The sequence below is a fragment of the Enterobacter cloacae complex sp. 2024EL-00214 genome (genome assembly GCF_043945575.1).
GTDB lineage: Bacteria > Pseudomonadota > Gammaproteobacteria > Enterobacterales > Enterobacteriaceae > Enterobacter > Enterobacter cloacae_P.
The window spans coordinates 104,219-126,674 of sequence record NZ_JBIMRC010000008.1 but is presented as its reverse complement, the minus strand read 5'-3'; the positions used below and the strand labels follow the sequence as shown (position 1 = coordinate 126,674).

General features: G+C 52.0%; 34 protein-coding genes and 1 pseudogene. All 35 read right to left on the bottom strand.

The features are described from left to right. Positions 1 to 21: 21 nt before the first annotated feature. The 35 genes and pseudogenes from ACHHZ6_RS11430 to ACHHZ6_RS11260 all read right to left on the bottom strand — a co-directional run bounded on the left by ACHHZ6_RS11430 (position 22) and on the right by ACHHZ6_RS11260 (position 22,456). Positions 22 to 186 carry a hypothetical protein gene (locus ACHHZ6_RS11430; protein WP_181884090.1) on the bottom strand — a complete coding sequence of 55 codons (165 nt, stop codon included), beginning with the start codon at positions 184 to 186 and terminating at the stop codon, positions 22 to 24. Beyond that, positions 183 to 845, bottom strand: a complete 663-nt coding sequence (locus ACHHZ6_RS11425; RefSeq protein WP_115455386.1) for a Gp138 family membrane-puncturing spike protein — start codon at positions 843 to 845, stop codon at positions 183 to 185. The genes ACHHZ6_RS11430 and ACHHZ6_RS11425 overlap by 4 nt, the downstream gene beginning before the upstream one ends. An 8-nt stretch (positions 846 to 853) precedes the next feature. Beyond that, entirely contained in the window at positions 854 to 1,198 is a 345-nt protein-coding gene (locus ACHHZ6_RS11420; protein ID WP_115455387.1) for a hypothetical protein, read from the bottom strand. Then, positions 1,195 to 2,262 carry a hypothetical protein gene (locus ACHHZ6_RS11415; protein ID WP_223561270.1) on the bottom strand — a complete coding sequence of 356 codons (1,068 nt, stop codon included), beginning with the start codon at positions 2,260 to 2,262 and terminating at the stop codon, positions 1,195 to 1,197. Before ACHHZ6_RS11415 ends, ACHHZ6_RS11420 begins: the two co-directional genes overlap by 4 nt. A gap of 237 nt (positions 2,263 to 2,499) precedes the next feature. Further along, a complete protein-coding gene (locus tag ACHHZ6_RS11410; RefSeq protein ID WP_003826355.1) occupies positions 2,500 to 3,054 on the bottom strand; it encodes a hypothetical protein in 555 nt (184 codons plus the stop codon). Positions 3,055 to 3,271: 217 nt separating this feature from the next. Continuing rightward, positions 3,272 to 5,554: a toprim domain-containing protein gene (locus tag ACHHZ6_RS11405; protein WP_395122255.1), complete on the bottom strand. Its 2,283-nt coding sequence runs from the start codon at positions 5,552 to 5,554 to the stop codon at positions 3,272 to 3,274. A gap of 56 nt (positions 5,555 to 5,610) precedes the next feature. Further along, positions 5,611 to 5,829 (bottom strand): DUF4222 domain-containing protein, encoded by a 219-nt coding sequence (locus ACHHZ6_RS11400; protein ID WP_223561272.1) that lies wholly within the window; start codon positions 5,827 to 5,829, stop codon positions 5,611 to 5,613. 3 nt (positions 5,830 to 5,832) lie between these two features. Continuing rightward, a complete protein-coding gene (locus ACHHZ6_RS11395; protein WP_395122242.1) occupies positions 5,833 to 6,027 on the bottom strand; it encodes a hypothetical protein in 195 nt (64 codons plus the stop codon). A 23-nt stretch (positions 6,028 to 6,050) separates the two neighbouring features. Continuing rightward, positions 6,051 to 6,245, bottom strand: a complete 195-nt coding sequence (locus tag ACHHZ6_RS11390) for a hypothetical protein (protein ID WP_003826349.1) — start codon at positions 6,243 to 6,245, stop codon at positions 6,051 to 6,053. Further along, complete coding sequence (locus tag ACHHZ6_RS11385) at positions 6,238 to 6,420, bottom strand: hypothetical protein (protein ID WP_395122241.1); 183 nt, start codon at positions 6,418 to 6,420, stop codon at positions 6,238 to 6,240. Before ACHHZ6_RS11385 ends, ACHHZ6_RS11390 begins: the two co-directional genes overlap by 8 nt. Continuing rightward, a complete protein-coding gene (locus ACHHZ6_RS11380; protein WP_063157400.1) occupies positions 6,413 to 7,291 on the bottom strand; it encodes a tyrosine-type recombinase/integrase in 879 nt (292 codons plus the stop codon). The genes ACHHZ6_RS11385 and ACHHZ6_RS11380 overlap by 8 nt, the downstream gene beginning before the upstream one ends. Beyond that, on the bottom strand, positions 7,284 to 7,529 hold the full coding sequence (locus tag ACHHZ6_RS11375; protein WP_151571662.1) for a host cell division inhibitor Icd-like protein: 246 nt from the start codon (positions 7,527 to 7,529) through the stop codon (positions 7,284 to 7,286). Before ACHHZ6_RS11375 ends, ACHHZ6_RS11380 begins: the two co-directional genes overlap by 8 nt. 570 nt (positions 7,530 to 8,099) lie before the next feature. Next, positions 8,100 to 8,312, bottom strand: coding sequence for an AlpA family transcriptional regulator (locus ACHHZ6_RS11370; protein WP_003826341.1), 213 nt, complete (start codon positions 8,310 to 8,312; stop codon positions 8,100 to 8,102). 121 nt (positions 8,313 to 8,433) lie between these two features. Beyond that, positions 8,434 to 9,666: an integrase arm-type DNA-binding domain-containing protein gene (locus tag ACHHZ6_RS11365; RefSeq protein ID WP_082190869.1), complete on the bottom strand. Its 1,233-nt coding sequence runs from the start codon at positions 9,664 to 9,666 to the stop codon at positions 8,434 to 8,436. 148 nt (positions 9,667 to 9,814) lie between these two features. Beyond that, a pseudogene (locus ACHHZ6_RS11360) lies at positions 9,815 to 9,907 on the bottom strand (hypothetical protein); the annotation flags it as partial. Further along, the gene (locus tag ACHHZ6_RS11355) at positions 9,908 to 10,261 is read right to left on the bottom strand and encodes a hypothetical protein (protein WP_023325694.1); all 354 of its coding nucleotides are present in this window, start codon (positions 10,259 to 10,261) and stop codon (positions 9,908 to 9,910) included. Then, positions 10,261 to 11,013: a Gp138 family membrane-puncturing spike protein gene (locus ACHHZ6_RS11350; protein ID WP_063162525.1), complete on the bottom strand. Its 753-nt coding sequence runs from the start codon at positions 11,011 to 11,013 to the stop codon at positions 10,261 to 10,263. Before ACHHZ6_RS11350 ends, ACHHZ6_RS11355 begins: the two co-directional genes overlap by 1 nt. Before the next feature lie 61 nt (positions 11,014 to 11,074). Then, positions 11,075 to 11,470 carry a hypothetical protein gene (locus ACHHZ6_RS11345; protein WP_063418407.1) on the bottom strand — a complete coding sequence of 132 codons (396 nt, stop codon included), beginning with the start codon at positions 11,468 to 11,470 and terminating at the stop codon, positions 11,075 to 11,077. Further along, positions 11,457 to 12,230 carry a hypothetical protein gene (locus ACHHZ6_RS11340; RefSeq protein WP_063418408.1) on the bottom strand — a complete coding sequence of 258 codons (774 nt, stop codon included), beginning with the start codon at positions 12,228 to 12,230 and terminating at the stop codon, positions 11,457 to 11,459. The genes ACHHZ6_RS11345 and ACHHZ6_RS11340 overlap by 14 nt, the downstream gene beginning before the upstream one ends. A gap of 93 nt (positions 12,231 to 12,323) precedes the next feature. After that, positions 12,324 to 12,677 carry a hypothetical protein gene (locus ACHHZ6_RS11335; RefSeq protein ID WP_395122240.1) on the bottom strand — a complete coding sequence of 118 codons (354 nt, stop codon included), beginning with the start codon at positions 12,675 to 12,677 and terminating at the stop codon, positions 12,324 to 12,326. After that, entirely contained in the window at positions 12,677 to 13,744 is a 1,068-nt protein-coding gene (locus tag ACHHZ6_RS11330) for a hypothetical protein (RefSeq protein ID WP_395122239.1), read from the bottom strand. The genes ACHHZ6_RS11335 and ACHHZ6_RS11330 overlap by 1 nt, the downstream gene beginning before the upstream one ends. Before the next feature lie 2 nt (positions 13,745 to 13,746). Then, positions 13,747 to 14,049, bottom strand: coding sequence for a phage baseplate plug protein (locus tag ACHHZ6_RS11325; RefSeq protein ID WP_228861712.1), 303 nt, complete (start codon positions 14,047 to 14,049; stop codon positions 13,747 to 13,749). Beyond that, positions 14,049 to 14,636, bottom strand: a complete 588-nt coding sequence (locus tag ACHHZ6_RS11320; protein ID WP_047748152.1) for a phage baseplate protein — start codon at positions 14,634 to 14,636, stop codon at positions 14,049 to 14,051. The genes ACHHZ6_RS11325 and ACHHZ6_RS11320 overlap by 1 nt, the downstream gene beginning before the upstream one ends. Beyond that, positions 14,636 to 16,615, bottom strand: a complete 1,980-nt coding sequence (locus tag ACHHZ6_RS11315; RefSeq protein WP_395122238.1) for a lytic transglycosylase — start codon at positions 16,613 to 16,615, stop codon at positions 14,636 to 14,638. Before ACHHZ6_RS11315 ends, ACHHZ6_RS11320 begins: the two co-directional genes overlap by 1 nt. Beyond that, positions 16,605 to 16,781, bottom strand: coding sequence for a DUF6889 family protein (locus ACHHZ6_RS11310; protein ID WP_094935782.1), 177 nt, complete (start codon positions 16,779 to 16,781; stop codon positions 16,605 to 16,607). Before ACHHZ6_RS11310 ends, ACHHZ6_RS11315 begins: the two co-directional genes overlap by 11 nt. A gap of 11 nt (positions 16,782 to 16,792) precedes the next feature. Further along, positions 16,793 to 17,245, bottom strand: coding sequence for a phage tail assembly chaperone (locus ACHHZ6_RS11305; protein ID WP_016247451.1), 453 nt, complete (start codon positions 17,243 to 17,245; stop codon positions 16,793 to 16,795). A 3-nt stretch (positions 17,246 to 17,248) separates the two neighbouring features. Further along, positions 17,249 to 17,689 carry a DUF3277 family protein gene (locus ACHHZ6_RS11300; protein WP_114675971.1) on the bottom strand — a complete coding sequence of 147 codons (441 nt, stop codon included), beginning with the start codon at positions 17,687 to 17,689 and terminating at the stop codon, positions 17,249 to 17,251. An 11-nt stretch (positions 17,690 to 17,700) separates the two neighbouring features. Continuing rightward, positions 17,701 to 18,846, bottom strand: coding sequence for a DUF3383 family protein (locus ACHHZ6_RS11295; RefSeq protein WP_395122237.1), 1,146 nt, complete (start codon positions 18,844 to 18,846; stop codon positions 17,701 to 17,703). Between the two features lie 3 nt (positions 18,847 to 18,849). Further along, entirely contained in the window at positions 18,850 to 19,395 is a 546-nt protein-coding gene (locus ACHHZ6_RS11290) for a hypothetical protein (RefSeq protein ID WP_395122254.1), read from the bottom strand. Further along, positions 19,388 to 19,792, bottom strand: coding sequence for a hypothetical protein (locus ACHHZ6_RS11285; RefSeq protein ID WP_032625723.1), 405 nt, complete (start codon positions 19,790 to 19,792; stop codon positions 19,388 to 19,390). The genes ACHHZ6_RS11290 and ACHHZ6_RS11285 overlap by 8 nt, the downstream gene beginning before the upstream one ends. Next, positions 19,792 to 20,298: a hypothetical protein gene (locus tag ACHHZ6_RS11280; RefSeq protein WP_395122236.1), complete on the bottom strand. Its 507-nt coding sequence runs from the start codon at positions 20,296 to 20,298 to the stop codon at positions 19,792 to 19,794. The genes ACHHZ6_RS11285 and ACHHZ6_RS11280 overlap by 1 nt, the downstream gene beginning before the upstream one ends. Beyond that, a complete protein-coding gene (locus ACHHZ6_RS11275) occupies positions 20,298 to 20,714 on the bottom strand; it encodes a DUF4054 domain-containing protein (protein ID WP_199557759.1) in 417 nt (138 codons plus the stop codon). The genes ACHHZ6_RS11280 and ACHHZ6_RS11275 overlap by 1 nt, the downstream gene beginning before the upstream one ends. Further along, a complete protein-coding gene (locus ACHHZ6_RS11270; RefSeq protein WP_284961543.1) occupies positions 20,683 to 20,964 on the bottom strand; it encodes a hypothetical protein in 282 nt (93 codons plus the stop codon). Before ACHHZ6_RS11270 ends, ACHHZ6_RS11275 begins: the two co-directional genes overlap by 32 nt. A gap of 42 nt (positions 20,965 to 21,006) precedes the next feature. After that, positions 21,007 to 21,948 carry a DUF2184 domain-containing protein gene (locus ACHHZ6_RS11265; protein WP_058690847.1) on the bottom strand — a complete coding sequence of 314 codons (942 nt, stop codon included), beginning with the start codon at positions 21,946 to 21,948 and terminating at the stop codon, positions 21,007 to 21,009. Positions 21,949 to 21,961: 13 nt separating this feature from the next. Further along, the gene (locus ACHHZ6_RS11260; RefSeq protein ID WP_395122235.1) at positions 21,962 to 22,456 is read right to left on the bottom strand and encodes a hypothetical protein; all 495 of its coding nucleotides are present in this window, start codon (positions 22,454 to 22,456) and stop codon (positions 21,962 to 21,964) included.

The window sequence follows — 22,456 nt, the reverse complement described above, 5'->3', positions numbered from 1 at the left end:
TCGCCGATTTTAATTTAACATTTAAACAACATTTACCCCGGGAGCATTTCTTTGCAATTGTCTTTCTACAATGGCGCTATCGCTGTCAAGGTGGGGCTGGCTGGTCAGATCGTCCTGCCATGTACGAACGTTCTCTTTTTCTTCTGCCTCACGCTTTTGAGGCTTAATCTTTTCGATGTTACTCATTGTGGTTTTCCTGTATTGCTTCCACCGGACTGTACGCCGCCGTGAGTATGATTAACCTGGCTAATTCCGTTAGCTGTCTGGTCGCCAGTGGAAGTTATCGAGCCGTTTACCTGTACTGGTCCGTTGATGGTGATCTGTGAGCTGGTAATAGTAATAGCGCCACCAGCGGCCACTTCAACGAATGCCGTACCATCATCAGTACGAAGTTGTGCAGCGCTGGTGCTGATGCCGCTGATTTTCTGTGCCTGCGACTGCGGGCCCGGAATAACGAACGCATCTGACAGATCCAAAACTCTCCCGTCAGCCCTTTCCTGTACCCCACCGTTCTGCCACCAGAAATCAATGCTACGCGACGAAAACACAATCAGGCATTCATCACCTTCTTTAATCGGGAAAGTCAGCGTAACGCCGCCACCGCGCGGGAAAACTACTGGCAAATCATTAAGGATCGGATAACGGACGGATTCATACTGGAAATCTTCGTCCATTGTGCCGGCCTTCGTCATTCTTGCCGTAATGGCTATATCAACGTCGCAGGTGACAGTTTTCGGGTCGAATGAACGAATAACGCCGGGTAACGCATTGGTCACTGCTGCTTTGGCGTTATCCTGAACAAGCTGTGCTACATCCTGCTCATCTGCAGGTCTAATGAATGGCATGAGTCCCCCTACCCGTTCACGCGCTTACAATCAAACGAGCCAATGATCCGCGCCTGATTCATATTGGTGCGGATAAGCTCAACATTCAGCCAGCGCTTTTTGCTACCGTCAGGATGGATGTATTCAAACCCATACAGATTCCCATCGCTGGCAGGCATAAGCGTCATTTCTACTTTTGCCCCGTTCTGTCCGAACTCTGTAATTTTCTGAGATGTTACATACTCACCATTAATTCTCGCCATCGAGTTTTCTATCATCTCAAAGCGAAAGTTTCCGCACTGCATGGTAATAACCTGCGCAGCATGACTTCCAGATGCGCCCAATAAACCAATCAGTAAAATAATCTTCTTCATTCTTCACTCTGCTTATTCATAAATGAACTTGAAAATAAATCAGAATTCCCGCGAGCCTCACACGCCAGATCCATATACCACGCTTGACCGCGCGTGTCGCCCGTGTAACTGATATACCGAACCTTATAGATACCATCGGTAGCAATGCTCGCCGGACTCTGCGTTAATCCAGTAGTGACAAGGTTTCCGTTTTGGCTTTCCACCGAAATTGGCCCACCAGCCTGGGCAATTTGATCAGCAGATAAGGCGCTACGATATACCGAAGCCTGATCCAGTTGAATAAGTCCGTTCAGGTGAATCCGTGAGTTAATCAGGCATTTGACATTCACACCCGCACCGATGGTCTGCTGAGGCATACCGATAAGCCCGGTATTAGCGTTGAGAACCACAGCTTCATGAGTCGCCTTGTCTCTGGGAACAATATCGACTTTTCCATAGTTGAATTGCCAAGTGGCTTTGCACTGCGCGGCTACTTCATCGAGATAGTTATGGACATAGCCAAAGAGGGCTCGACCGCGAGGAAATACCGTTGCCGGGAACTCAGGAACAATACCGCGAGAAATGCCGTAAGGTTCCAGTCTTTTCATAAGCTCAACATAAATATCTTCTGTGGTGTAGCCTTTACTGATAGTGGTGTTGATAAATGCGCTGGTAAACGCCTCCACAGAGTCACAAGCCTGCACCTGTACCCATGAATCGACAGGGTTGTCTTTTCCGGTCACAGTGAAGCGAATATCACCGCTGAAAATTACGCCGTAATTTGTGCCGTTAGCTTGCCCTACTTCGCTGGCCGGTATCTCACGAACAACACCAACTTCACTCGCAGGCACATCAGATGCAAGGCCATCATAGCCGGCAATCATAATTATTTTTGCAAACTCGCGTTGCATGATACGGTTTTGCGTCTGTGCGGACAGGTTATAAATTTTTACCGTGCCTACAGCAGGCCATTTGTTATCGTTACGCTCTATTTGAAAAGTAACTTTGAAGTCACTCAGGGTGATCCCTTGCCCGTTCTCTCCCACAAGTTGTAGTTCGAAATGCCTCATCCAGTTTTGTGACATATTCATGCTCCTTAAAAAAGCAAACCCGGACTAATCTCCGGGCTGTGGGGTTAAAATTTACCGTAGGGAAAAAGGTGTCTGTTAATCACGGCCAACCTATCTTTTTCTTCCGTTTTTTTCTGTTCCCAAAAATCTTTATTGGCCTGATTGATATTCTGAATGTTTGCTCGTTCACTATCAGTCGTTCTACGCGCTCGCATTGCTTCTCGTTCTGATCGGGTAATGAATCGTGACATATTATTTTTTACTCCAGAATTTTTTAGCAGAATCGCCGATAGCCCTAATCGTATCGGCTGACGTATATGGCTTCGGATCAATGCCGTTGGCTTTCATGTAATCACCCACCTGCTCAAGAATTTCTATCGCCCGATTAGGTTGCAAATCAGCCAGTGATTCATTGCATACCGCACTGAACGCAGTTACTGGCGCATAACGCAGCACATCAAGGGCGACCAACCGTGGATCATCTCCTTGGCTGGCCTCGTCATAACGCGGGCATACAGCACGAACCAGTCGCATAAACTGAGGGTCTATTTTTGTTGGCAGTCCATCTTCGGATGAATCTACGGTCCGCTTGTACATGCGATCAGCCGTGCGATTTGCCGCCGCCGCGCGATTTTCAGCAGCAATGATACGGTCATTAGCTGAGGCCAGCGCCTGCACAATAGATGTCATAAAATCGGATGATTGTTTATCAGTAGGAAAGGAAATAGTGCTGCCGTCGTCGTAGTTCGCCGTGATTACGACACCGTTAGCGACGGGCTGAGCATTGAACTGCTTGAGATTTGGCATGGTCAGATTGTCCTGTTACCTCGACGGGATTGTCGGTACAGATATTATACTTCATTACCACAAAAACAGGTAATAAACACAACAATCAATTTATAAAAGTGGTATTCAGTGTTAAATATCTGCTATCCTAAGTTTGTGAGGGCAGGCATACCCTCTCCGATTGCACAATGTGATACTAAGCAAAGCCCGCGCCTCCTTTCGCGGGCTTTTTATTTGCTTACTTCTTGGCGGGATTGGGATAAGGCTGTGGAAGCCAGTCCTCAGCACTTCCTGAGAGTTCCACGTTGGTTACAACTCCTCGCGTCTTTCTCTCTTTCCGGTATTCGTGGTTAAATTCGCGCATTGCGCTTTCCATGCCCTCAGCAAATTTATTGAGTGTTAAAGGCTTATCGAATCCGTTAGCCTCCAGAAAGGCCAGATACGCATGATAGAGATACACGCGTGGGTAGAGAGGCGGATTGCGGTTCCCTACCAGCATTCCCGTACACTCTGACAGCTTTTCAAGGTATGCGCAGAAAGCATAAAGCGGGTCTGTTTTCTGTTTAACCTCCAGCGCTTCTTCACTGTTCCTCTGTTCCAACAAAAGCGCCCTTGCTTTCTCTGGATCAGAAAAGTTAGCCAGGAGCCGGCGGACAATAACCGGGATTTCTGCGGATATCTTTTCCGACAAATCGGGGTCTTTGTCTTCCTCTCGAACCCGGTTATTAAACTGAAAAATAACCCTACGGCGGGCAACGCCTCCGGCCCGTTCGGTGAAAATCATCGGCGTGTTGTTTGTAGCGACTACAACAGCCCTCAGAACGGCGGTGTACTGGTGTTCATGCTTCGGGTCAATCTCTACGGCATCGCCGCCCGTAATCGCTTTTATACCCGTTCCCTCGCCTGAATATTTTGGCTGGTCTGGTAGGGTTATCATACTTTTGCCTACGAACTGCGCCCGACCTCTGGCGCTATCCAGTGCGGCCATATTTCCGCTGGCCGTGTTGTGTTCGCCAGCCAGCATAGTAGCAATGTGAGTGAAAACGCTTTTGCCGCTACCTCCCTCCCCGGTTATCTCAAGAAAAAGCTGCCAGTCGTAGCGGTTAGCCAGCACCATAAAAAGCCCAGCGGCGATCCGCTTCATTTTAAGTGCGTCTCTTCCTGCTGTGTAACTTAGCCATTTATGGAAGTTTGGCGCATGGTCGTGAAGATTTTCGCCAGGCTCCGGCGGCGTATAGATCACACCGTTATCGTTAGTAAGCCAGTTATCTAATGAATGCTGCGAGAAAGTCCCGGTTTCCATGTCGTACACGCCATTTTTGAACGGGATCAGGCTCCGGCGAGGCTGGCCCATAACAGGAATGACAATCTTCAATGCTTCAATTACGTTATTTACTGAGCGTTTGCTGAAATTAGTCTGATTTTCGTTGTAGATAGCCACCATTTCGCGGCTTAATTCTAATGGCGCTGCTTTTACCCATACTCCTTCACGGTACAGATAAACAGCCTCGCTCTCTGCGTGAATGGCTATTCCCTCGTAACGGTCTGCCAGCATCAGCGCTTTTTCATTATCTGCCATCTGGATCAGGTTGATTTCTCCGCGCCCGCGCTTTTTACCGCCATCGACTACTTTAAGTTTTACGCCCACAGTTTCCCCCTCCGGCTGATACATCGAATCGTTAAATGCTGCTATAGCGGCTTCCAGTCCGTTTTGTCGGTGGTAGTCGTTCCAGTCCGCCTTGTAGTCCACAGGGGGCAAAGAAACCCAGCCAGCAACGGCTTTAGCGGCTTTCTCTGCACACTCCTTACCTGTGTTAACTTTCACTTCTCCGCTTCTGTCACTTTCGGCGCACTGGTCATTATCTGCAGCAATGATGATCCGCGCGTTCGGGTATTTTTTGCGCATCACCTGAGCAACGGGCAGCAGGTTCCCGGCGTCAATAGCTGCGATAATTGTCGCATCAGGGCGGAACTGCTGAACCGAAAGCGCAGTTGCCAGTCCTTCGGCGATAATCACCGTTTCCGACGTTGCGCCGGAATTAACCACGCAAAAAGAGCCTTTCTTCACCGTTCCGGCCACCAGCCGCTTACTGCCATCTGGTTTAATCACCTGTGCGCCAGTCGCCGCACCAGCACCGTTTTTCAGCACCAGCAGCAGCGATCCGTCGGACAGCATCGGGAAGGGGCATTGAAGCCCCTTTGATGTAAGGTAAGCAGACTGCCCCGGAGAGGCTTTCGCGGCCAGCGCCGCAACTTTCCCGGCGATATCCGTTTGAGGCTTATCTCTGGCTTGCTTCGGTTCCGGCATAGGCAGCGTCATAGCTTCGGCCACCAGCTCAGCCGCTTCTCTCGGGCCGCACTGGTTGACCTTCATCACCAGATCCAGCCCAGTACCCGCACCACAGTGCGAACAGAAATAAGTTCCCCGGTTATCTTTATTGTCGAACCGGTAGCGAGTGTTGCCACCACACGCCGGACATGGCCCTTCTGCGCTGTTTGTAGGAATGGCAAGGCGCTCCATAATTGCAGGCCAGTTATTATTAGCCCTGCTACGAATTTCATTAATGAAATTATCTTTCACGGCATCACCTCGCCTACCAGATTAAATTCTTTGATAAATCGTGATTCATTCAGAGTGCATGGAGATAAATAACCATCACGAATAAATGTCACTCTGTTGAATCGGTAACTTTCGACCGTCACAATATCTCCCCATCCATCACGCCATTTATCGCCCTGCCTGATTTCAGGATGAGATAATCCGCTGGCAATTAAGCCAGTATTTTTCTTTTTCATCGGTTATATCCCGCTATTTGGCTTGTAAGCGTCCCGCGCCTTTATCAGTTCGCCGATAGATTTATTCAGTAGAGACATAATCGCGCCTACACGGTGCGCTTCTTCGCGGTGTTCTTCACCGTCGGGAATGCTGTCAATCCACATGCTCAGCACAGACATTGCACACTCACTTTCAGAAAGTGCATTCTCTGCGTGCATTAGGACTTCAAAAGGAACCTGTCTCATTTTGTCTCTCCCATGCGCAGCTCGGCGATTAATGCCCGGTGAATTTCCTGATTAAGGTCACATGCCAGTGAGATATGGTTCAGCAGGGTTTCCGAACACTCAGCACAGGCTTTTTCCAGAATGGTTTCGAAGAGTGAAGCAGCCAGCGCTGATTTATATTCGGCCTGGTCTAAGCTGATTGGCTCACGCATGGCGCACCTCCCGGATAAAGTTAATTCGGATGTGTTTATAGCCGCCTTTCTGTGCCAGTAATTGCGCTGTAGCTTTCGCTGTCTCAGGGCTGGTGCTGGTCATGGTGTAGTGAATGCCAACGGTAAGACCACGTTTGTTAACAGCGTAGCCGTCAATCTGGAAGGTTTTACGCATTGCATACCTCCATTGCCAAGCGGGACTGGATCGCAGCCGCTTTACTGCCTAGCTGCAGGTATGTACGGGTTATTGCCGGGTTGCTATGCCCCAGCATTTCAGAGGCCACCAGCAAGCCTTGTTCGCCGCCGGCTGACATGAGGTTAAAGGCTGCAATCTTACGGCTTGAATAAGCGCTCAGACGCAGTTTGGCGTTGATAACGCGGGTAAACCACGCCATCACATCATGGAGTTTTCGCCATATGGTCTGGCGGGTCACGCTACCTTCCAGACGTTGACAACGGTTACTTTCGATTTGAGAGCGGGAAAATATCAGGTCGTCCTCTACCAGATTCCGATCCTGACGTTCGCGCAGCCGCTTGATGATGCCCGGCGGTAACTGTTTGGTGTCGTGCTTAACGTCAGCTTTAGCCACCAGCCCGAATACTATCGCCTGTTCTTCGTCGGTCATATCCGCTGCCAGCGCGTCACAGTTGATGCTGTCCCATTTCATGTAGGCGATATGGTCAGCGGCAAGCCTTGCTGCGTCCTTGCGCTGCTGGCGCACGATTTCAATGCCTTTGCGGGTTGCCCGCGCTTCGGCGGCTTTGGTCTGTTTGGAAACGATAATTGTCGCCTGTCCCGTTTCCCAATTGATGCAGGAATAGCGCAGGTTGCAAACGTCACTGGTACGCCAGCCGGTTACGGTCGCAATGTCCCACCAGAGAAGCAGCCAATCCGGTTGCGTCTGCTGTATGCGCTCGCGCAGCTTACGCTGTTCGTCGCGGTCATAGACTGGCGTCATTGTGCGACTGCCCTTAGTGCTAACTGCTTTAACCACGTTGCCGCGCAATTCGCGGGCTTTGGCTGTCAGTGTCTGGAGATTAAACATTGTGCACCTCCAGCATTGCAGGAGTCAGGAGGTTCAGGCCATAAGATCCACAGCCAGAATCACGCAGGCTGCTTTCAGTGCGGATTTTTGCGGCAAAAGTCAGATTCCAGCATGGGAAAGTATCGCGGGCTTCTTCTTCGGTATCAGCCATTGTGCGCAATACGATTGGTGTGCAGTCGTGTTTTTTCGGTGTGGCCAGAAACAGCCAGGTATATTTGGGGCAGGTTGATTTAGCCATTTTAGCGGCTCCTTGAACATTTTTCAGGAGTCTCGCCAGATGCTGTCAAACATGGGTGGCGAGACGTAGCAGGGTTGACAGACTGGCGTTCAAGAAACCAGCAGGCGTAAGCCTCCCCACCACGCCCCGCCATAAATCGGGGTATAGGTGAAATACGGGCGTAAAAATACCGCTATACGGAAATTAGCGGCTACCCGCTTGAACGTTCAGGCTGTCAAACCCGGCACCCGTTTTATGAGGTGCGAAATAATCATAACCATGCCCGCCATGATGACGCAAGCGCTTTATAACATCCGGCGAATTTTTCCGGGGAAAGATCCACGCTTTATGAACACTATGAATACCCTATGAATACCTTAGATAAAGGTGTTCATAGTCTATCTATCTGATTTTTAATACCTATATTCAAATCATGAACACTATGAATACCTTTGTTCATTTTTCTGCAAACATTCCACCGCCGCCCGACGAAATGCCTTTCTCTGGCTGGCGTAAGTTACCGTTGCTGGCAACAGACAATAAAAAAGGCTTGCCCCTTTCGGTAACAAGCCCCGTCTATTTGCTCCGCTTTCATGCGGTACAGATCCCGCGCTTTTCACTTTGTTTCCCGATCCACGCTTCAACCTCGTCACGATACCAGCAGTTACGGCCTCCCACTTTAAAAGGCATCGGAAAACCGTTTCCCTCATCTTTGAGGAAATCATAGAACGCAGAATCAGAACGGTAGCGAAGTCGCGCTTTAACCTCGCCTTTAAGTAGTATTTCACTATTCGATTCAGACATAAAAACCTCCGTATATATATGAATCAATTATAACAAATATGAATAAAAAAGATACATTTCGGCGTTTGAATGGAATAAAAAATCTGGCATATAGCCAGCAATAAACGTCGAGTTTTGAGGACTAACCAATCAGCCTTAATCCTTTATCGCCCTTTGTCTCAAGCAGTTCTCCGCGCTCTGCGCTATCGACATAATCCCCCCACCACTGCATGAGCATACGCCGCTGTTCAAAGTAATCAGTACGATTGTAGATATTGCGGATCGCGTTCCTGCTTCTGTGAGCAAGTGCCGCCTCAATAACATCAGGGTTAAACCCTTCTTCATTCAGCACAGTTGATGCAAGCGACCTAAGCCCGTGAGTAACTACCTCTCCGCTTAGCGATGTTTTATGAATAGCGATCTGCCCGGTACATTTTCCAATCGGCTTATCTCCCTTTTTGCCGGAAGGAAAAATAAACGCCCCGCGACGCCATTTTTCAGCATTGCGTAAAACTGCTATTGCTTGCGCGGACAGCGGTACAGCGTGTGGCCTTTTCCCCTTCATTCTTTCAGCCGGAATTTTCCAGACAGCACTGTCTAAATCAATTTCGTCCCAAACAGCCAGGCGAGCCTCAGATGGCCTTACCATCGTTAAAAGCTGGAAGTAGACACACAGCCTTATCGGCTCCCACATACTCAGCCCCAGCCATTCAGAAAGGAACACAGGCAATCTGCCTTTATCCATCACGGGCATTGGTACGCTTCTTTTGGCTGGGAAAGCCTTGCCGATTTTTAGCAGGCAATTATGGTCAATGACTCCGGTGTTTACCGCATAATCCATTACCGAATTGAGCACAACTATCATCTTTTCCACAGAGGCGGGACGATCGGCAAACTCTCTCATTGCCTGAATTGTTGAGGCGGCATTCATTTTATGTACCGGCTCGTCACCAAGAACACTATTCAGCGTTTTTAAAGCCCCCTCGTAGCCTCGAATTGTATTGCTGCGGATGCCCTCCGTGATTTTTATTTTCAGCCAGTTATCAGCGATAACAGAAAACTGCTGCGCATGTTTTTTCCGTCTGTCGCTGAGTTCTTCTTTTTTAACCTCGTTTGGATCTATCCCTCGGGCAACTTTCCTTCTGGCTTCTTCTCTCGCCTCCCTCGCTTCTGCGAGACTAAATTCTGGATATCGGCCAATAGTGAATGTCTGCCTTTTCCCGGTTATGGGGTGCGCATAGCGGAATCGCCACGATTTACCGCCTGACTTAGTAACGTACAGAAGAAGTCCAAACCCATCATGAAGACTGTAATCTTTAAGCTGTGGCTTCGCGTTCTTAACTTCTGCATTGGTGAGTGGTTTAACAAGCATCATCAGCTCCTATCACTGCTTCCGCTGTGGTTTCTTTCGTAGTCCCACTTATGGCGAATTGAACCCCAGATAGACGAAAGTAATCGAATGGATTCAAACACCATAAGCAGGGACTAAACCCAGCCACACCGCGCTTTATTGAACGTTAACGTATTGATTCATAGATATTAAAATAATCAGGCGCACTGATCCCCTCAGCGGTTACCGTTGCCGATAAGCCTAGTGTGTCCAAATTGAGGGCCATTTATGCCTCGCTGGTTACTGTCGTTGTTCCGTAGATGGTGTCGATTTCAGCGAAGAACTGGACGCGGCGCGTCGTCGTGTTCACTGTCGTATTGAAAGAGAGGATGGATTTAACGCCACGCGTTTCGAGGATGCGCTTACGGATCGCCAGGTTGTAGGTTTCCGGCTTCTGCTTACCGAGTACGGACTGAATCCATGGTGTCCCCTCGGTGGTGTCGAGGAACCATTGCCCGTACCATAATTCGAATCGCGTTTTCACGGCCTGCGCCACGGCCTCAGGTGAGTTAATCAGCCAGGTATCATCGCCGCTACCAAAGGTGTAATCACCGTCGGCGTCTTCGCGTCTGTATCGCATCAGTTCACCCCGTCTGTGTTGCTTCCGCCTCGCTGAACCCCGCCGTGCGTGTGCGTATCATCAATTGACTTGCCGTTAGCTTTAACGGTACCGATAAACTCGACGGCGCCGGTGATTTTGGATGCAACACCAGAAGCAACAGAACCCACCATTCCACCCAACCAGGACAGGAGCCCGTGAATGGTAACTTTCGCCGAGAAGTCGGCCTGCGGGGTAACTACATCCAGACCGCCAGGCGCTACGATTTTAATTTTCTGCGTAGTGGGGTTGAGCTCAAAGAACGTGCTTCCGTCGTCGCTGCGCAGCTGAGCGGCCCCCGTGCTGATTCCGCTTATTTTCTGCGCCTGAGACTGCGGCCCGACGATACAGAAAGCATCCGATAAATCATGCACCCGGTCGTCAACAGGCTCCTGCACCCCGCCGTTCTGCCACCAGAAATCGATGCAGCGATCGGCAAAAATCACCAGGCATTCATCACCGGCTTTAACCGGAAACGTTAGCGTGCATCCCCCGCCGCGCGGAAATACCACCGGCACATCCACCAGCAGCGGGTAATTTTTGGTAATGCGGTTCCCGTCGTTATCAGTTTCAACCGAGCGGATAGCAGGCTGCACAACCGCCGTCACCGCGTCAGGATCGAATGACTGGACGATGCCAGGCAAAGCGACGCGGATCTGGTTCTTTGTGGTTTCCCGCTCGGATTTGAATGTTTCGGCAAGGTCGCCGCTGCGGGTCTGGTCAGATACTGCCATTTGGTAGGCTCCAGAAAGCAAAAAACCCGCCGGGTGGCGGGTTTGATAGAATTGATTTTACCTATGAAGCCTTAGCAGACTTCAATTGTTCCCAGCGCTCAAAATAAAGCTCAGCAGCCTCGATTGCATCCTGTCCCATTTCTTTCGAAACAGTCACATTAGTCAGGTCATAATCCGCTTCATTTCTGGCATCCCGCCACTGCCGAAGTACGAAAGCCAGGGATTTCAGCGTATTTGTCGGATATGGCTCTGATTTGCACTCAGAGGGCGTTGACATATAACCCACAGTATTTTTGTGATGCTCATGGGTAAAATGCGGTATGGCAGTAAGTGAGCTAATAGACTCATGCAACATACTGTAATAAGCCCTTGAGATAGCGCTTCGAAACCCACTCTCAATATTTTCCGAAAGACATAACCTGGCGGTATCGAGAATCTGATTGCTAGTTACCGGCATGATAGCTCACTCCCGTATGCAACTGACGCGGAGAGGTGAATCTCGCTAACATGGAACAATCATCCAGTTTAGATTCAGCACACACTCTATCAGCCAGATCGAAGTTCATCTTAGCAATAGCTTTAGGTTCGAGATTCTTGATATCAACAACATAGCAACCACTTCCACTGAGCTGAACAAAACCAGCCATGGCTTTATAATCGCTCATCAAACCCCAGATTATGGATGCCAGTGTCTGGAACTGTTCCTTCGAACATTGCGTAGCGTTATAGAAGTTATCCATTTCTGCAAGGAGTTCTTCTTTGTGCTTCATAGCATTACTCCTGCCTTCTTCTTCGGAAAGAAGTTTGATGTGCTGTTCCATGTAAAAATCTAACTGTTCACGCTCTCCGTAACGATACGCCCAACTGTACGCGTTATGGCTAAAGATCTTTGTGCGATACTTGTTCGCCAGAGGAACACACACTTCCTTTAGTTCATTATAGCTAAAGGTGTTAAGAAGAATGTGATGATAGTGCATAGCCAGAGAGACATCGTTTACGTCTAAGCTGACTCTGAGATAACGTAATGCGCTGTCAATCTTTCCAGTTATCGCATCCAGATAAGATAGTGCAATGTTGGTAACAGGCGTCGGAGAAGCAGAAAGCTCCTCTCGAATTTTCTTTTCAGTGAAGGGATCTAAACCTTCCTGATCCAGTAGAAGCGCGTTGAATTGTTCAACATATTCTTTCGCTTTTTCTAATGGGATACCTGCCGCCATGGATTCTTTCTCTTACTAAAGGGACTGTGATTGTGGACTTTGAACAATATCTCGTCAACCTTAAAACACATATCGGAAGATTGACGTCAAACTTTAGCGTAGCACTTTCTTACACGGGAAAGATCCGATGATTTTCGGCGCGTCCATGCTGTTATGAAGCAGCTGGACGTTCAGGAAACGCGTTTCGGTACCCGGTCGACGAATAAACTCAAAACCGTAATTGTTACCGTCTTTGGCTGGCATGAGGCCCATGTCTGCCTTCATTCCGTTTCCGTTGCCCAGCGTTTTAATTTTCTGGGAGGTAACTGTCTCACCATTAATCCTGAACAGTGAATCAGGGATCAACTCTAGTTTATAACCACCACACTGAAGCGTGATGCTGCCAGGATTTGCGGCAAACGCTAACCCCGGAAGGAAACAGAGTCCGATAACAATCCACTTTTTCACTATCCTACCTCCCGCTGTAAAGACGACGCCGAACGGAGATCCGCCGCGCCACGCGCTTCGCACATCATATCCATGTACCACGCCTGGCCCCTTGTATCGCCAGTGTACATAATCCCGCGCACAATATAAACGCCATCCGTTGCGATGCTGGCAGGCTGCGCCGTGGTGCCGCTGAGCGTAATATTTCCGTCCGTGTTCTGGTCGGTGATCTGCCCACCAGCCATAGCGATATCGTTATTCGACAGCGCGGTGCGATACACGGAAGCCTGATCCAACTGAATAAGCCCGTTAACCCGGATGTTCGGGTTAATCAGCGCGCGGACGTTTACGCCGTTGCCGATGGTCTGCTGCGGCATGCCGATAAGCCCGGTGGCGCTGTTGAGCACAATCGCGTCGTGAACATACTCGTTATTCGCCACCATCTGCCGCTGGCCGTCCACGAACTGCCATGTTGCGCCACATTGCCCGGCCACGTTATCCATAAGATGCCGTGTCATGCCGAACAGCACCCGGCCCCGGGGGAATACGGTAGCAGGCATTTCAGGCGTCAGGCCTTCGGTCGCGCCTTTGGCCTCGAAGTCTTTCATCAGCGCGCGGTTCACGTCTGCAACCGTGTAACCTGCTGCCAGCGTCTGCGAGGTTATGCTGGTGGCAAACGCCAGATCCGTATCGGCTGCCTGAATCAGGACATAGGAATCAATAGGGCTGTCTTTACCGGTGACAGAGTAGCGAATATCGCCGCTGAAAATCAGCCCGTAGTTACGGCCATCGCTTTGGCCCACGTCCGCCGCGTCGACTTCGCGCACGGTCCCGATGTCGCTTGCCGATACATCCGGCGCGATACCGTCGTAACCAGCAATCAGCCGCACTTTCGAAAACTCCTGCCCGGTGATGCGGTTCACCGTATCAGCTGACAGGTTGTAGATTTTGAACGTTCCAACCCGTGACGCGCTGCTGATGTTGAACCAGTCGATCGTAAAGGTCACTTTAAAATCGCTGAGCTCAATACCCTGCCCGTTCTCGTTCACGAGCTGCAGCTCGAAATGTCTCATCCAGTTCTGTGACATGCTTACTCCGTTGATACCAGTAAATGACTGCGGCCGCCCAGGTCGGTTTTCGTCGGATAATCCTGTGTGATGTCGTCACAGACCACCACCAGCTTAAAGCCGAGTCCCATATAGGCGTACTGCGCCAGCAGGTCAGCGCCGGTGACGAGAGGAATACCGGAGATTACCGGCTCACCTCTGTCGTTCTGCAGGTCCATAATCCAGTACAGATCGCGCCATATGATGCTAATCCGCCAAGTGGTCCCCGCCAGGATGATGCTGAATTGCTGGTTATCCGCTGTCAGCGGGATTTCCTGAATTGCCATTAGCCGAGCCCCAGTAATGATGCCCCGTTACCCGTGATGCTTTTCAGCAGCGAGGTATTTGGCGGCTTTGTGGTTTTGTTGCCGGTGTTCAGTACCGCCGACGTGCTGGCCCCGTCCTTCATGTTAGTTTTATCCGCAACGGTGATCTGCTGCGTCTGCGAGATAAGAACCTCCCTCAGGGTGAGGACGGCAGACAGGACGTTTTCGGTTGTCTTGTCTGTCGTCACTTCCAGCGCGCGGATCAGCATGTTGCTGTACAGCCGTTTGCCGGTCACCACATCGAAAGGAATACGGCTCGCCTGCAGGTCGAGTATCTCCTGATACGTCTGCTGAGGACTCAGCCCGAGCAGGCTGGTAGCCGTCAGGTTACTGGCAAAATCCAGCAACGATCCGCCACCAGCGAAACCGACCTCCATCACCACTTCAGACGGTTTTTTGTAGGCATGGTCGGCGATGGCGGCCCCGACCTCGACAGGGTGCTCTGTTATCTCCAGCGTGTCGGTATGCTTCTCAGAAACAACCACGCTGGGGACAATCATCCCTATTTTCCGGCTCTGCTGCTGAAAGAGCGTAGAGAGAATATCCATTAGCCCACCTTCGTTTGATTACCACGCATGACCTGGGCGTTTGCCGACTGCTGCCGACGCTCGACCTCGGTACCGACAGAACGCGGGTCACCACCACCGTAGATGTGGTAGGTGTTTTGCTGGTTCACGTTCGCCCCGCCAATTCCCGCGATGGCAGCCTTCCCGATTAACTCCTTCGAATAGATGTTTCGCCCATTCTCATGGTGAATAATGCTGCTCATTAATGCCGACATCGTTTGTGGGTCGTTAATATTTAAAGCGGCCTGCGGATTTACTCCCAGACGTTGGGAAACCGCCTGTATATAGGCTGCTGTGTTGTTATTGTCGGAGGCGGGCGCCCAGGTGGAGATAATTTTCTCCACGCTGTTTATCCCTCTCCCGGCATACAGCACGAGCTGGCGCGAAAGAGCGCGCAAACCATCAAAGGCGGTTTCGAATCGGGCAAACCTGCCGCCGGGGCGCTCAAGCTCAGCACCCGCCTGACCTGCAAAATTAAGGTTTCCGGGGTTATTGTTCCGTTCACCTCGCTTTGCGGCCTGCGCATGCTGCTCTGGTTCATCCTCTCCAATGCTCCTTATGGTCTGTCCTACACTGCGCGGATCCCAACCGGTTTTATCCTTTATCCATTCCGCCACACTGTTAGCGCTGTCAGTAACCATCGGCATCGCTGACGGATTTTCGCTGCCCTGATTGAGCATCTGTTTGCCGATGCTGGCGGCATCAGCCCAGCGGCCATCTTTAATGGCGCTGAGCAGGTCGGCGATCATGTTCAGCATTTTGCTGAACTCGCCCATCTGGTCGATGAAGTTGCTGAAATCCCACTTCAGGGACCATGATTTGGGGTCAATATTGAGCAGCTTCGCCAGCGCTTTCGCCAGGTCGTTAACGGTCGTTTTAAGGTCACGAACCATTTTCAGCGCGGCGTCGACTTCCGGCTTCCACTTGCCCCAGTCAATCAGGCTGTCCCCGCCTTCCTTCCAGGTCTGATAGTCCTCCCACAGAAGGGCAATCCCCGCCGCCAGCGCGGTAATGAGGCCAATCGGCGACATCCAGAACGTACTGTTCAGAATGCGCAGCGCAATCGTCAGCGCGCCGAACAACGAGATCAGCTCCCGCGTTTGCTTATCCAGCGATTGCCACCAGGTGATAAGGCTGGATGTTCCCTCAATTAGCCTGAAGAACAGCCGCCCGATGATGTCTCCGAGCGCCAGAATGCCTTTTATGGCTTTCGTCAGGGTCTGCTCGATGCGCGGGAAGTTATCGAGGATGTGGCGGCGCAGCGTGTCCAGCGAACCCGCCAGACCACCAGCAAGATTAGAGCCGATTTTGTCACGGGCCATGCCTGCCATCGCACCGAACTCGCGCAGGGAGGTCATGAATTTGTTGGAGCTTCTGGCCGCCTCGTCAGCATTGAAGCCGATAGCTTTCGCCATTGCGCTGTACTGCCCGGAGAAACCGCCCACACCCCGGCGCATCGCCATGAGGGTATTTTCGTCAATACCCAGCATCTGCGCATACTGGTTAGCCCGGTAATACGGCATGCTGCTGAGCTTCTGGCCGACACCCGTAAAGATAGCGGCCATGTCGCGCATGTTGCCGCTAGCGTCACGGGTCTGTACGCCCAGGCGATTCAGGAAGCCTTCCGCGCCGGGATTGTTACGAACAAACCGGGAGAGGCTTTCCAGAGAAGAGCGCGCCGCGTCCACGCTGCCGCCCACCTGCGAAACCGCATAGCCAATAGACTGAATCCCCTGAACCGTCGCGCCGGTGCGCTGTGACGCCCAGTAGAGATTATCCAGCCCCGAGGCGATCTTAGCCGTGAAGGCAACCACGGTAAGCGCGGCACCTTCGACGGCCAGCCCCATTTTGATGGCGTTTGCGGTCGTACCAGCGAGAACAGAGTCGAACTTTGACGCGCCTGCTTCATCGATATCGAATCCGAGCGAGACGAGGAAATCTTTAATAGTCTCAGCGTTCATTATCCTCTCTCCATTTCTCAATACGGCGCTGGTTGTCTGCCTTAACGGCCAGGTGGTCATTCATCAGCGCGATATCGCACAGATCAACTGATCCATCCTTCAGCGCGTAATAAGGGATTAACCCGGCTTCAACCGGGTCAAGGAGATAAGACAGCCCGTCAGGCAGGCTGTTGAGGGTTAACCCTGAGGCTGGCCCGGCGTCGCGCTGGTAGGGCTCACGGGCAAAAAATTTCCCAGTGAATCGGCGACCACCCGCGCCACCAGCTGCAGCATGGTCAGCAGGTCGATATCATCGAACATCAGCTGACCGCTGTTGAATACCGGCGTCCATCCGTCCATGTGCTTGCGTGATACCACGGCCAGGCACGGATGAATAATCGCGTTGGTGTCTTCTTCGGTCAGGGAAGACAGTTCCTCAGCGATGCGCGGGAGCAGGGTTTCAAACACCGGTTTCAGCTGATCGAATTTCACGGTGTCGATTTTGCCATCAGCAGGCAGAAGGGAGCGAATGCTCCCGAAATCTGACATCATGCCCGCCAGCACCGGCAGCAGTTTGCGGGTCACTTTCAGCTGGTCAAAAACGCTGAGTTTTGCCACGCGGTAATCGTGGCCTTTGATTGAGCATTCCATCTGTTAAAACTCTCCGAGAACCTGGTCGATTTTGCCGCAGTCAAACACCCAGGGCATCGTATTACCGGCTTTAGCGTTGGCGTTATCCGGCTGTTTCTGGAACGCCACGCTGCGCGCCGTGATGATGTCTCCGCTCACCTTGTTTCGGATCACAATGACGTTGTTTCCCCAGGTTCCTGAGGACTGACTCTGCGCGTTGTACGCCAGCGACAGCTTTTTGTTTGTCGGCGAGGTCTTCAGCAGGTTGACGGTTACCGTGCCGCTTTTATCCGCGTGCAGGCTGTGCATCACTTCGCCGTCAGCGCCGATGGTCATGGTATTTTTGGGGCCGCCCATTGCAACGGTGATCCCCTCCTCTGAACTGGCAGAACCGTAGCCCAGATCAATCTCGCCGGTCGGGCCGGAGAGGGACGCCGTGACGTCCATAAAAGAATAAGTAGTCATTCATGTTCTCCTTAGCGAACGACGTTGATCTGCACATCAGCGAAATGAACCGCGCCCGCCAGCTTACAGGCCACCTGAATAACCGGTGCCTTACGTGCTTCACGGTCTGCCTGCGCCTGCTCTGAAATCGGCTGCGCGTAGACGTAATAGCCTTTTGTCAGCGTGTCGCCGGAATCCAGCTGCCCAATCGGGCCACCGTTCCATACGCCAGCAGCCACCAGCCCGTTCGTGACTGACTGATCCATCGACTGCTCAACATTGGAAAGCAGACGCGTAACGCCAGCATCGGTCTGTGGGACTTTGGTTGTGCTGGTGTAGAGCAGGTTGTACAGGTTGGTCTGAGCGTAGTTCTGCAGCCAGTCGAGCCCGTGGCGTTCATCGAAGAAATCACCGCTGGACATGACGCCCTGCTGCAGGATGGCCGTATCGTTCTGGTAGTACACAAATACGTTGCAGTTTTTGGCATCCAGCGCCGCCGCCTGATTGGTGGTCAGGGTTTCATAGGTGATCCCCGGCTCCTGCTTGAATTTCAGGGTAATGGTCGTGTTACTGCCGTTGAAATTCACCGTAAACGCCCGGCCAAACGCAGAAAGCGCGGCGTACTTGCTGCTGGTGGCATACTGCACAAACGTGCGAGCGTATTTTGCCACCTTCAGCTTATAAGCCAGGTCGGTAGTGGAGGTCGCGTTTACCGTCTCAGGCTCTGCAGTGGTAATCGCCAGAATTCGGCTGAGACTGGAGGCCTCGATCGCAGCGGCCACGCTCAGCCAGTCGGCATCGTCGATATCTTCATCGTCAGCCACGGCCAGTCCATACCAGTTCGTGTAATTCAGTACGGCGTTCACGGCCTGCAGCAGCGTTTCCGTCGAACCGCTTTCAGCCGATGCCAGCGTTTTCGCCCAGCGGCCGACATAGACCTGCTGAGGCTTCGGTGATTGCGAGAAATACACGGTCGCGGCTTCATATTCCGGGCTATCCACGCCGAAATCAGAGCCGATATCTTCAGGGGATGAGTAGAGGCGAATACGCTCAGAAACCGGGATAACCGTTGAGCTCCCGAGAATGAGCAGTGAACCAAAGTTTCGACCAGTAGCCGCACGCGGCCCAATGATCACGTCGACATTCACGACGTTAGATACAGGTAATCCCTGCGGCATAATTTAGTCTCCGAAAAATGAGACGGGCGCATCTTGCAGCGTCCGGACGTTGTAGGTACGAATGTTTTTGCGGGACAGCGTGATGGTGAGGTCGTAGCGCCTCACCCACTGGTTATTAATGAGCTCTGGCAGGTTGTAGATAGTCCCGGCCTCCACCAGCGAAAGCCCCGAGCGATTCAGCTCGGAGTTGTTTTGCTCGACGAATATTCCCGCGCGGAAAGTTGATGCAGTGTTGGCCCCCAGAGGGCCATAGAAGCAGCAAATCACCGTTACCTGTTCCCATGTCCATTGCTCGGACTGTTCTTCCGAAACCTGAACATCGGACTGGCTTAACGGCTGGGGAACGGTAGTGATACCGAAGGCGCACCACGTCACCCCGTTGTTTGGGATCTGCGGCTGCGGGTCAGTCCATCGGGGGAAAACAAGCGCGGCCGGCAAGCCAGAAACGCCACGAATCCACCGGCTGATTTCACGCTCCAGCGCCTCGTCATACTGGGGGCTATCCCCGACAGGCGTCAGATAACCGCGCGCGGTGCTGTCGTTACTCAACTGGTGTCCCTCCGTTAAAGTCCACCAGCTCACAATGCGCCTGGACGAATCCGGCGCCGTAACTGGTATACGGATCGACAAATGTCACCCTGTAAGCACGTCCGTTATAGCTCACGATATCGGCATCAAGTCGCGGGGCGCTGTCTGTACCGGGCTGGCCCTGAGTTAATCGGAACTGCGTCACGATGAGGATCGCGCCGCTGATGTTCTGGCCTGCCGCCATTCGCCTGGCTTCCAGAGAACGGTCAACCGTTACCACGCCAGAGAACGGGATATCCTGAGCTGTGTTTTTCGTGAAATTGTCCTCATCCACCGTCTGAACCTGCCGGTGACACACCAGACTGGTGTCCATGAAGTCAGGATCGAGAAGAACATCGCTCACATCGAGAAGAGGCATTATTTTTTCCTCACGACGTAGTTAATTGAGCGCAGCAGGTAACCGTGGGCATACAGCGGCTTTTCGCCGGGAATGCCCTCGGCCCTTCTGCGTTCGAGGGTTTTCTCAGAAAGCGGGTGCAATCGGTCGCCAGCTCCGATAACGGCTTTTGCAGCGTCGCGGGCAATCTGTCCGACGCTCTCCAGCTCACGCACTGCTGTTTCAGTCTGCCCCTCCAGCGCGGCGGTTGCCGCTGCCTTCAGGTGCGCAGTGGTTCGGGGTTTTGAATCCTCGATCCCCATATCCAGAAAAGGACGTGGGGGAAGCGTGACCGTTGTACCGTCGATTTCCACCGTTGCGCCCGTCGAGTGGAGGTAGCCCAGTTCCGCGTTATTAATCGGAGAGCCATCCTCACGCCCTGCCTTGTCCTCAGGTATTCCCACCAGCACATCCATTCCGGATAGCTGCCGGAGGGATTCCAGAACAGCCACGGCGTTATCAGCGCGAACAGTTAACCCACTTTTCATTATGGTGTTCCCAGTTGTATCGCTCCCGCACCGAATATCATGAGGTATTCCCAGAATTCGGAACCGTAGCGAGTGTTATTCCAGAACCCGGCATCAGGATTAAGCGTCACACTTGCGTCATAGCTGACAGAAACCTTATCCACTGACTTTGAAGTCTGAACACCACTATTCGCACCACCAGCGCCCCCTACAGACGACGAGCGCATGTCAGCGGCATAAAGTGTCATGTAATGCGCCACGAACAATTCAACGACATAGGGGAAAATATCCTCCCCAAACCGGGACTCGCTCATCAAAACATCTGCCAGAGCGAGACGGGCCTGTATCATCGTGGTGGGAAATTTGGTTTCATCAGCGAACTGCGGGAAGTCAGAGCGGAATTTCTCAGGCGTCGGCAGGCTTTGGTTTTTTGCCATTGGCTTTAGCCTCTGCAAGTTGCTCCTCAAGCTCAGCAATGCGGGTTGCCTGCTCTGCCACCAGCGCTTCCAGATCAGCAATACGCGGATCATCTGCCAGCGCAGGGGCTTCGCCATCTGGCGAGCAATGCGCTTTCACAAACCAGTGATCAGCAACGTCATTTTCAACGTCATGAAACCCGGGGGTAAAAGCCTTGATGCTGGCTCCATCGTTAAAGTTAAACGCAGACAGCACATAGATTTTTTTCATAGCAGTTCCTCAGGAAAGCCCCCGCTTCCGGGGGCTACTGGCTTAAATGCCGTCCATGTAGTTAAGGGTTTCCGGATAGACCGGTTCAACAGCACCCAGCTTTCCGTAGTAGGTTACGAGCTGGTAGATGCCGCGATACTGGATCGGCACGCTCTGCAGGGGAACCATAGGGAAGCGCACAAACTTTTTATCGTTCGTGTATGCGACCATACGATCTTTGTTTGCAACGCCACGGCCGATGGCCCATTTCACAGGGCGGATGTTCAGCGGCTTGCCGTTCTGGTGGAAAGCAATTGTGTTGGTTTCCAGATAGGTCAGCAGTGACTGATTACCTGCAGATGAAACGATAGTGCTTGCCAGGAAAGAATATTGGTCTGGCGGGATCAGCAAGTCTTCCGGGACTTTTGAATATGCGGAACGGGTCCACGCATTGCTCAGTACCTGGTTAATACTGGCGCGGATTTCGTCAGGGGTAGAAGTCGCCCAAGTTTTCGCCGCGTTCGTTGGGGTTACCTGAGACAGGTTCAAAAGCCCCTTTGCACCTTTTGCAGCGTCTCCGATATACACCTGCTCATCCGTGTCCATGTTCCATTTGAGCTGCATGCCATCGTACTTCTGGGTGTCAATCGGACGGCCAACCTGAGCGGCGGCGGCGAGTTCAACCACGGTCCAGCCCAGCTCCATCCCCCACAGTTCCAGAGGAAAGCCTGTTTTTGTGATATCGACATTCAGCCCGGAGATGGCAGTAGCTAACTGGTTGATCCAGTTCTTACCGTTTGCATTCGGAGAGCCAGCGGCCGCAAACGTGGTGTTGGTGAAAGAGCTCATCTCATCCGCGATAGAAACATCTTCACGCAGTTCGATATCGCGGCTCCACGTCTGGGAGGTCAGCGGCAGGTTCAGCGTCTGGTCGAGTCGCTCCAGCTCGTGAACCAGAAAAGCACCAGTGCTGTCGACTGTTGCCTGATCAAAGGTCATTGGCATTTGTCATGCTCCCTTAAATGTTATATGCCAGTTCAATGTTGCCGTCGGCGTCGCCGGGACCATTGAAATAGGCGTTGGTGATCTGAACGGTGTTTGTATCGTCCGCAGCCGCGAGGAAAGCGCCCAGCGGGCTTGCTGCGGTCGGAGTACCGACGCGCATAAATACCGGGGCATAGAGAGCAACAGCAGAGGCGTCACCACCGATATTGACCGTGACATAACCGCGTTTCAGGTTGTCGCCGGCAAAGTTGTAGCCGGTGCCAATCTGGCGAATCTTGTCGGGCTGCGAAGCCGTCGGATAAGGGCGAACAAAAATCCCCGCCATTACTGTCACCGGGTCGGCTGCCTCGATGGGAACAAACTTACCCCCGACAATCTTCCCGCCCAGCCCATACGCCGGGAACGGTTTAGTTGCATCGAGAATATGCGGTTCTACGGTTAAATCCTGTGGGCGTGAAATACCCCCGGCAATGCCCGCAGGCATCCGGTAAAGAATGGTGTTAGCCAT

Excerpts from the sequence above, each read along its gene's own strand:
- ACHHZ6_RS11430 (WP_181884090.1), bottom strand. The coding sequence starts at position 186 with ATGAGTAACATCGAAAAGATTAAGCCTCAAAAGCGTGAGGCAGAAGAA.
- ACHHZ6_RS11425 (WP_115455386.1), bottom strand. The coding sequence starts at position 845 with ATGCCATTCATTAGACCTGCAGATGAGCAGGATGTAGCACAGCTTGTT.
- ACHHZ6_RS11420 (WP_115455387.1), bottom strand. The coding sequence starts at position 1,198 with ATGAAGAAGATTATTTTACTGATTGGTTTATTGGGCGCATCTGGAAGT.
- ACHHZ6_RS11415 (WP_223561270.1), bottom strand. The coding sequence starts at position 2,262 with ATGTCACAAAACTGGATGAGGCATTTCGAACTACAACTTGTGGGAGAG.
- ACHHZ6_RS11410 (WP_003826355.1), bottom strand. The coding sequence starts at position 3,054 with ATGCCAAATCTCAAGCAGTTCAATGCTCAGCCCGTCGCTAACGGTGTC.
- ACHHZ6_RS11405 (WP_395122255.1), bottom strand. The coding sequence starts at position 5,554 with ATGGAGCGCCTTGCCATTCCTACAAACAGCGCAGAAGGGCCATGTCCG.
- ACHHZ6_RS11400 (WP_223561272.1), bottom strand. The coding sequence starts at position 5,829 with ATGAAAAAGAAAAATACTGGCTTAATTGCCAGCGGATTATCTCATCCT.
- ACHHZ6_RS11395 (WP_395122242.1), bottom strand. The coding sequence starts at position 6,027 with ATGCACGCAGAGAATGCACTTTCTGAAAGTGAGTGTGCAATGTCTGTG.
- ACHHZ6_RS11390 (WP_003826349.1), bottom strand. The coding sequence starts at position 6,245 with ATGCGTGAGCCAATCAGCTTAGACCAGGCCGAATATAAATCAGCGCTG.
- ACHHZ6_RS11385 (WP_395122241.1), bottom strand. The coding sequence starts at position 6,420 with ATGCGTAAAACCTTCCAGATTGACGGCTACGCTGTTAACAAACGTGGT.
- ACHHZ6_RS11380 (WP_063157400.1), bottom strand. The coding sequence starts at position 7,291 with ATGTTTAATCTCCAGACACTGACAGCCAAAGCCCGCGAATTGCGCGGC.
- ACHHZ6_RS11375 (WP_151571662.1), bottom strand. The coding sequence starts at position 7,529 with ATGGCTAAATCAACCTGCCCCAAATATACCTGGCTGTTTCTGGCCACA.
- ACHHZ6_RS11370 (WP_003826341.1), bottom strand. The coding sequence starts at position 8,312 with ATGTCTGAATCGAATAGTGAAATACTACTTAAAGGCGAGGTTAAAGCG.
- ACHHZ6_RS11365 (WP_082190869.1), bottom strand. The coding sequence starts at position 9,666 with ATGATGCTTGTTAAACCACTCACCAATGCAGAAGTTAAGAACGCGAAG.
- ACHHZ6_RS11355 (WP_023325694.1), bottom strand. The coding sequence starts at position 10,261 with ATGCGATACAGACGCGAAGACGCCGACGGTGATTACACCTTTGGTAGC.
- ACHHZ6_RS11350 (WP_063162525.1), bottom strand. The coding sequence starts at position 11,013 with ATGGCAGTATCTGACCAGACCCGCAGCGGCGACCTTGCCGAAACATTC.
- ACHHZ6_RS11345 (WP_063418407.1), bottom strand. The coding sequence starts at position 11,470 with ATGCCGGTAACTAGCAATCAGATTCTCGATACCGCCAGGTTATGTCTT.
- ACHHZ6_RS11340 (WP_063418408.1), bottom strand. The coding sequence starts at position 12,230 with ATGGCGGCAGGTATCCCATTAGAAAAAGCGAAAGAATATGTTGAACAA.
- ACHHZ6_RS11330 (WP_395122239.1), bottom strand. The coding sequence starts at position 13,744 with ATGTCACAGAACTGGATGAGACATTTCGAGCTGCAGCTCGTGAACGAG.
- ACHHZ6_RS11325 (WP_228861712.1), bottom strand. The coding sequence starts at position 14,049 with ATGGCAATTCAGGAAATCCCGCTGACAGCGGATAACCAGCAATTCAGC.
- ACHHZ6_RS11320 (WP_047748152.1), bottom strand. The coding sequence starts at position 14,636 with ATGGATATTCTCTCTACGCTCTTTCAGCAGCAGAGCCGGAAAATAGGG.
- ACHHZ6_RS11315 (WP_395122238.1), bottom strand. The coding sequence starts at position 16,615 with ATGAACGCTGAGACTATTAAAGATTTCCTCGTCTCGCTCGGATTCGAT.
- ACHHZ6_RS11305 (WP_016247451.1), bottom strand. The coding sequence starts at position 17,245 with ATGGAATGCTCAATCAAAGGCCACGATTACCGCGTGGCAAAACTCAGC.
- ACHHZ6_RS11300 (WP_114675971.1), bottom strand. The coding sequence starts at position 17,689 with ATGACTACTTATTCTTTTATGGACGTCACGGCGTCCCTCTCCGGCCCG.
- ACHHZ6_RS11295 (WP_395122237.1), bottom strand. The coding sequence starts at position 18,846 with ATGCCGCAGGGATTACCTGTATCTAACGTCGTGAATGTCGACGTGATC.
- ACHHZ6_RS11285 (WP_032625723.1), bottom strand. The coding sequence starts at position 19,792 with ATGCCTCTTCTCGATGTGAGCGATGTTCTTCTCGATCCTGACTTCATG.
- ACHHZ6_RS11280 (WP_395122236.1), bottom strand. The coding sequence starts at position 20,298 with ATGAAAAGTGGGTTAACTGTTCGCGCTGATAACGCCGTGGCTGTTCTG.
- ACHHZ6_RS11275 (WP_199557759.1), bottom strand. The coding sequence starts at position 20,714 with ATGGCAAAAAACCAAAGCCTGCCGACGCCTGAGAAATTCCGCTCTGAC.
- ACHHZ6_RS11270 (WP_284961543.1), bottom strand. The coding sequence starts at position 20,964 with ATGAAAAAAATCTATGTGCTGTCTGCGTTTAACTTTAACGATGGAGCC.
- ACHHZ6_RS11265 (WP_058690847.1), bottom strand. The coding sequence starts at position 21,948 with ATGCCAATGACCTTTGATCAGGCAACAGTCGACAGCACTGGTGCTTTT.
- ACHHZ6_RS11260 (WP_395122235.1), bottom strand. The coding sequence starts at position 22,456 with ATGGCTAACACCATTCTTTACCGGATGCCTGCGGGCATTGCCGGGGGT.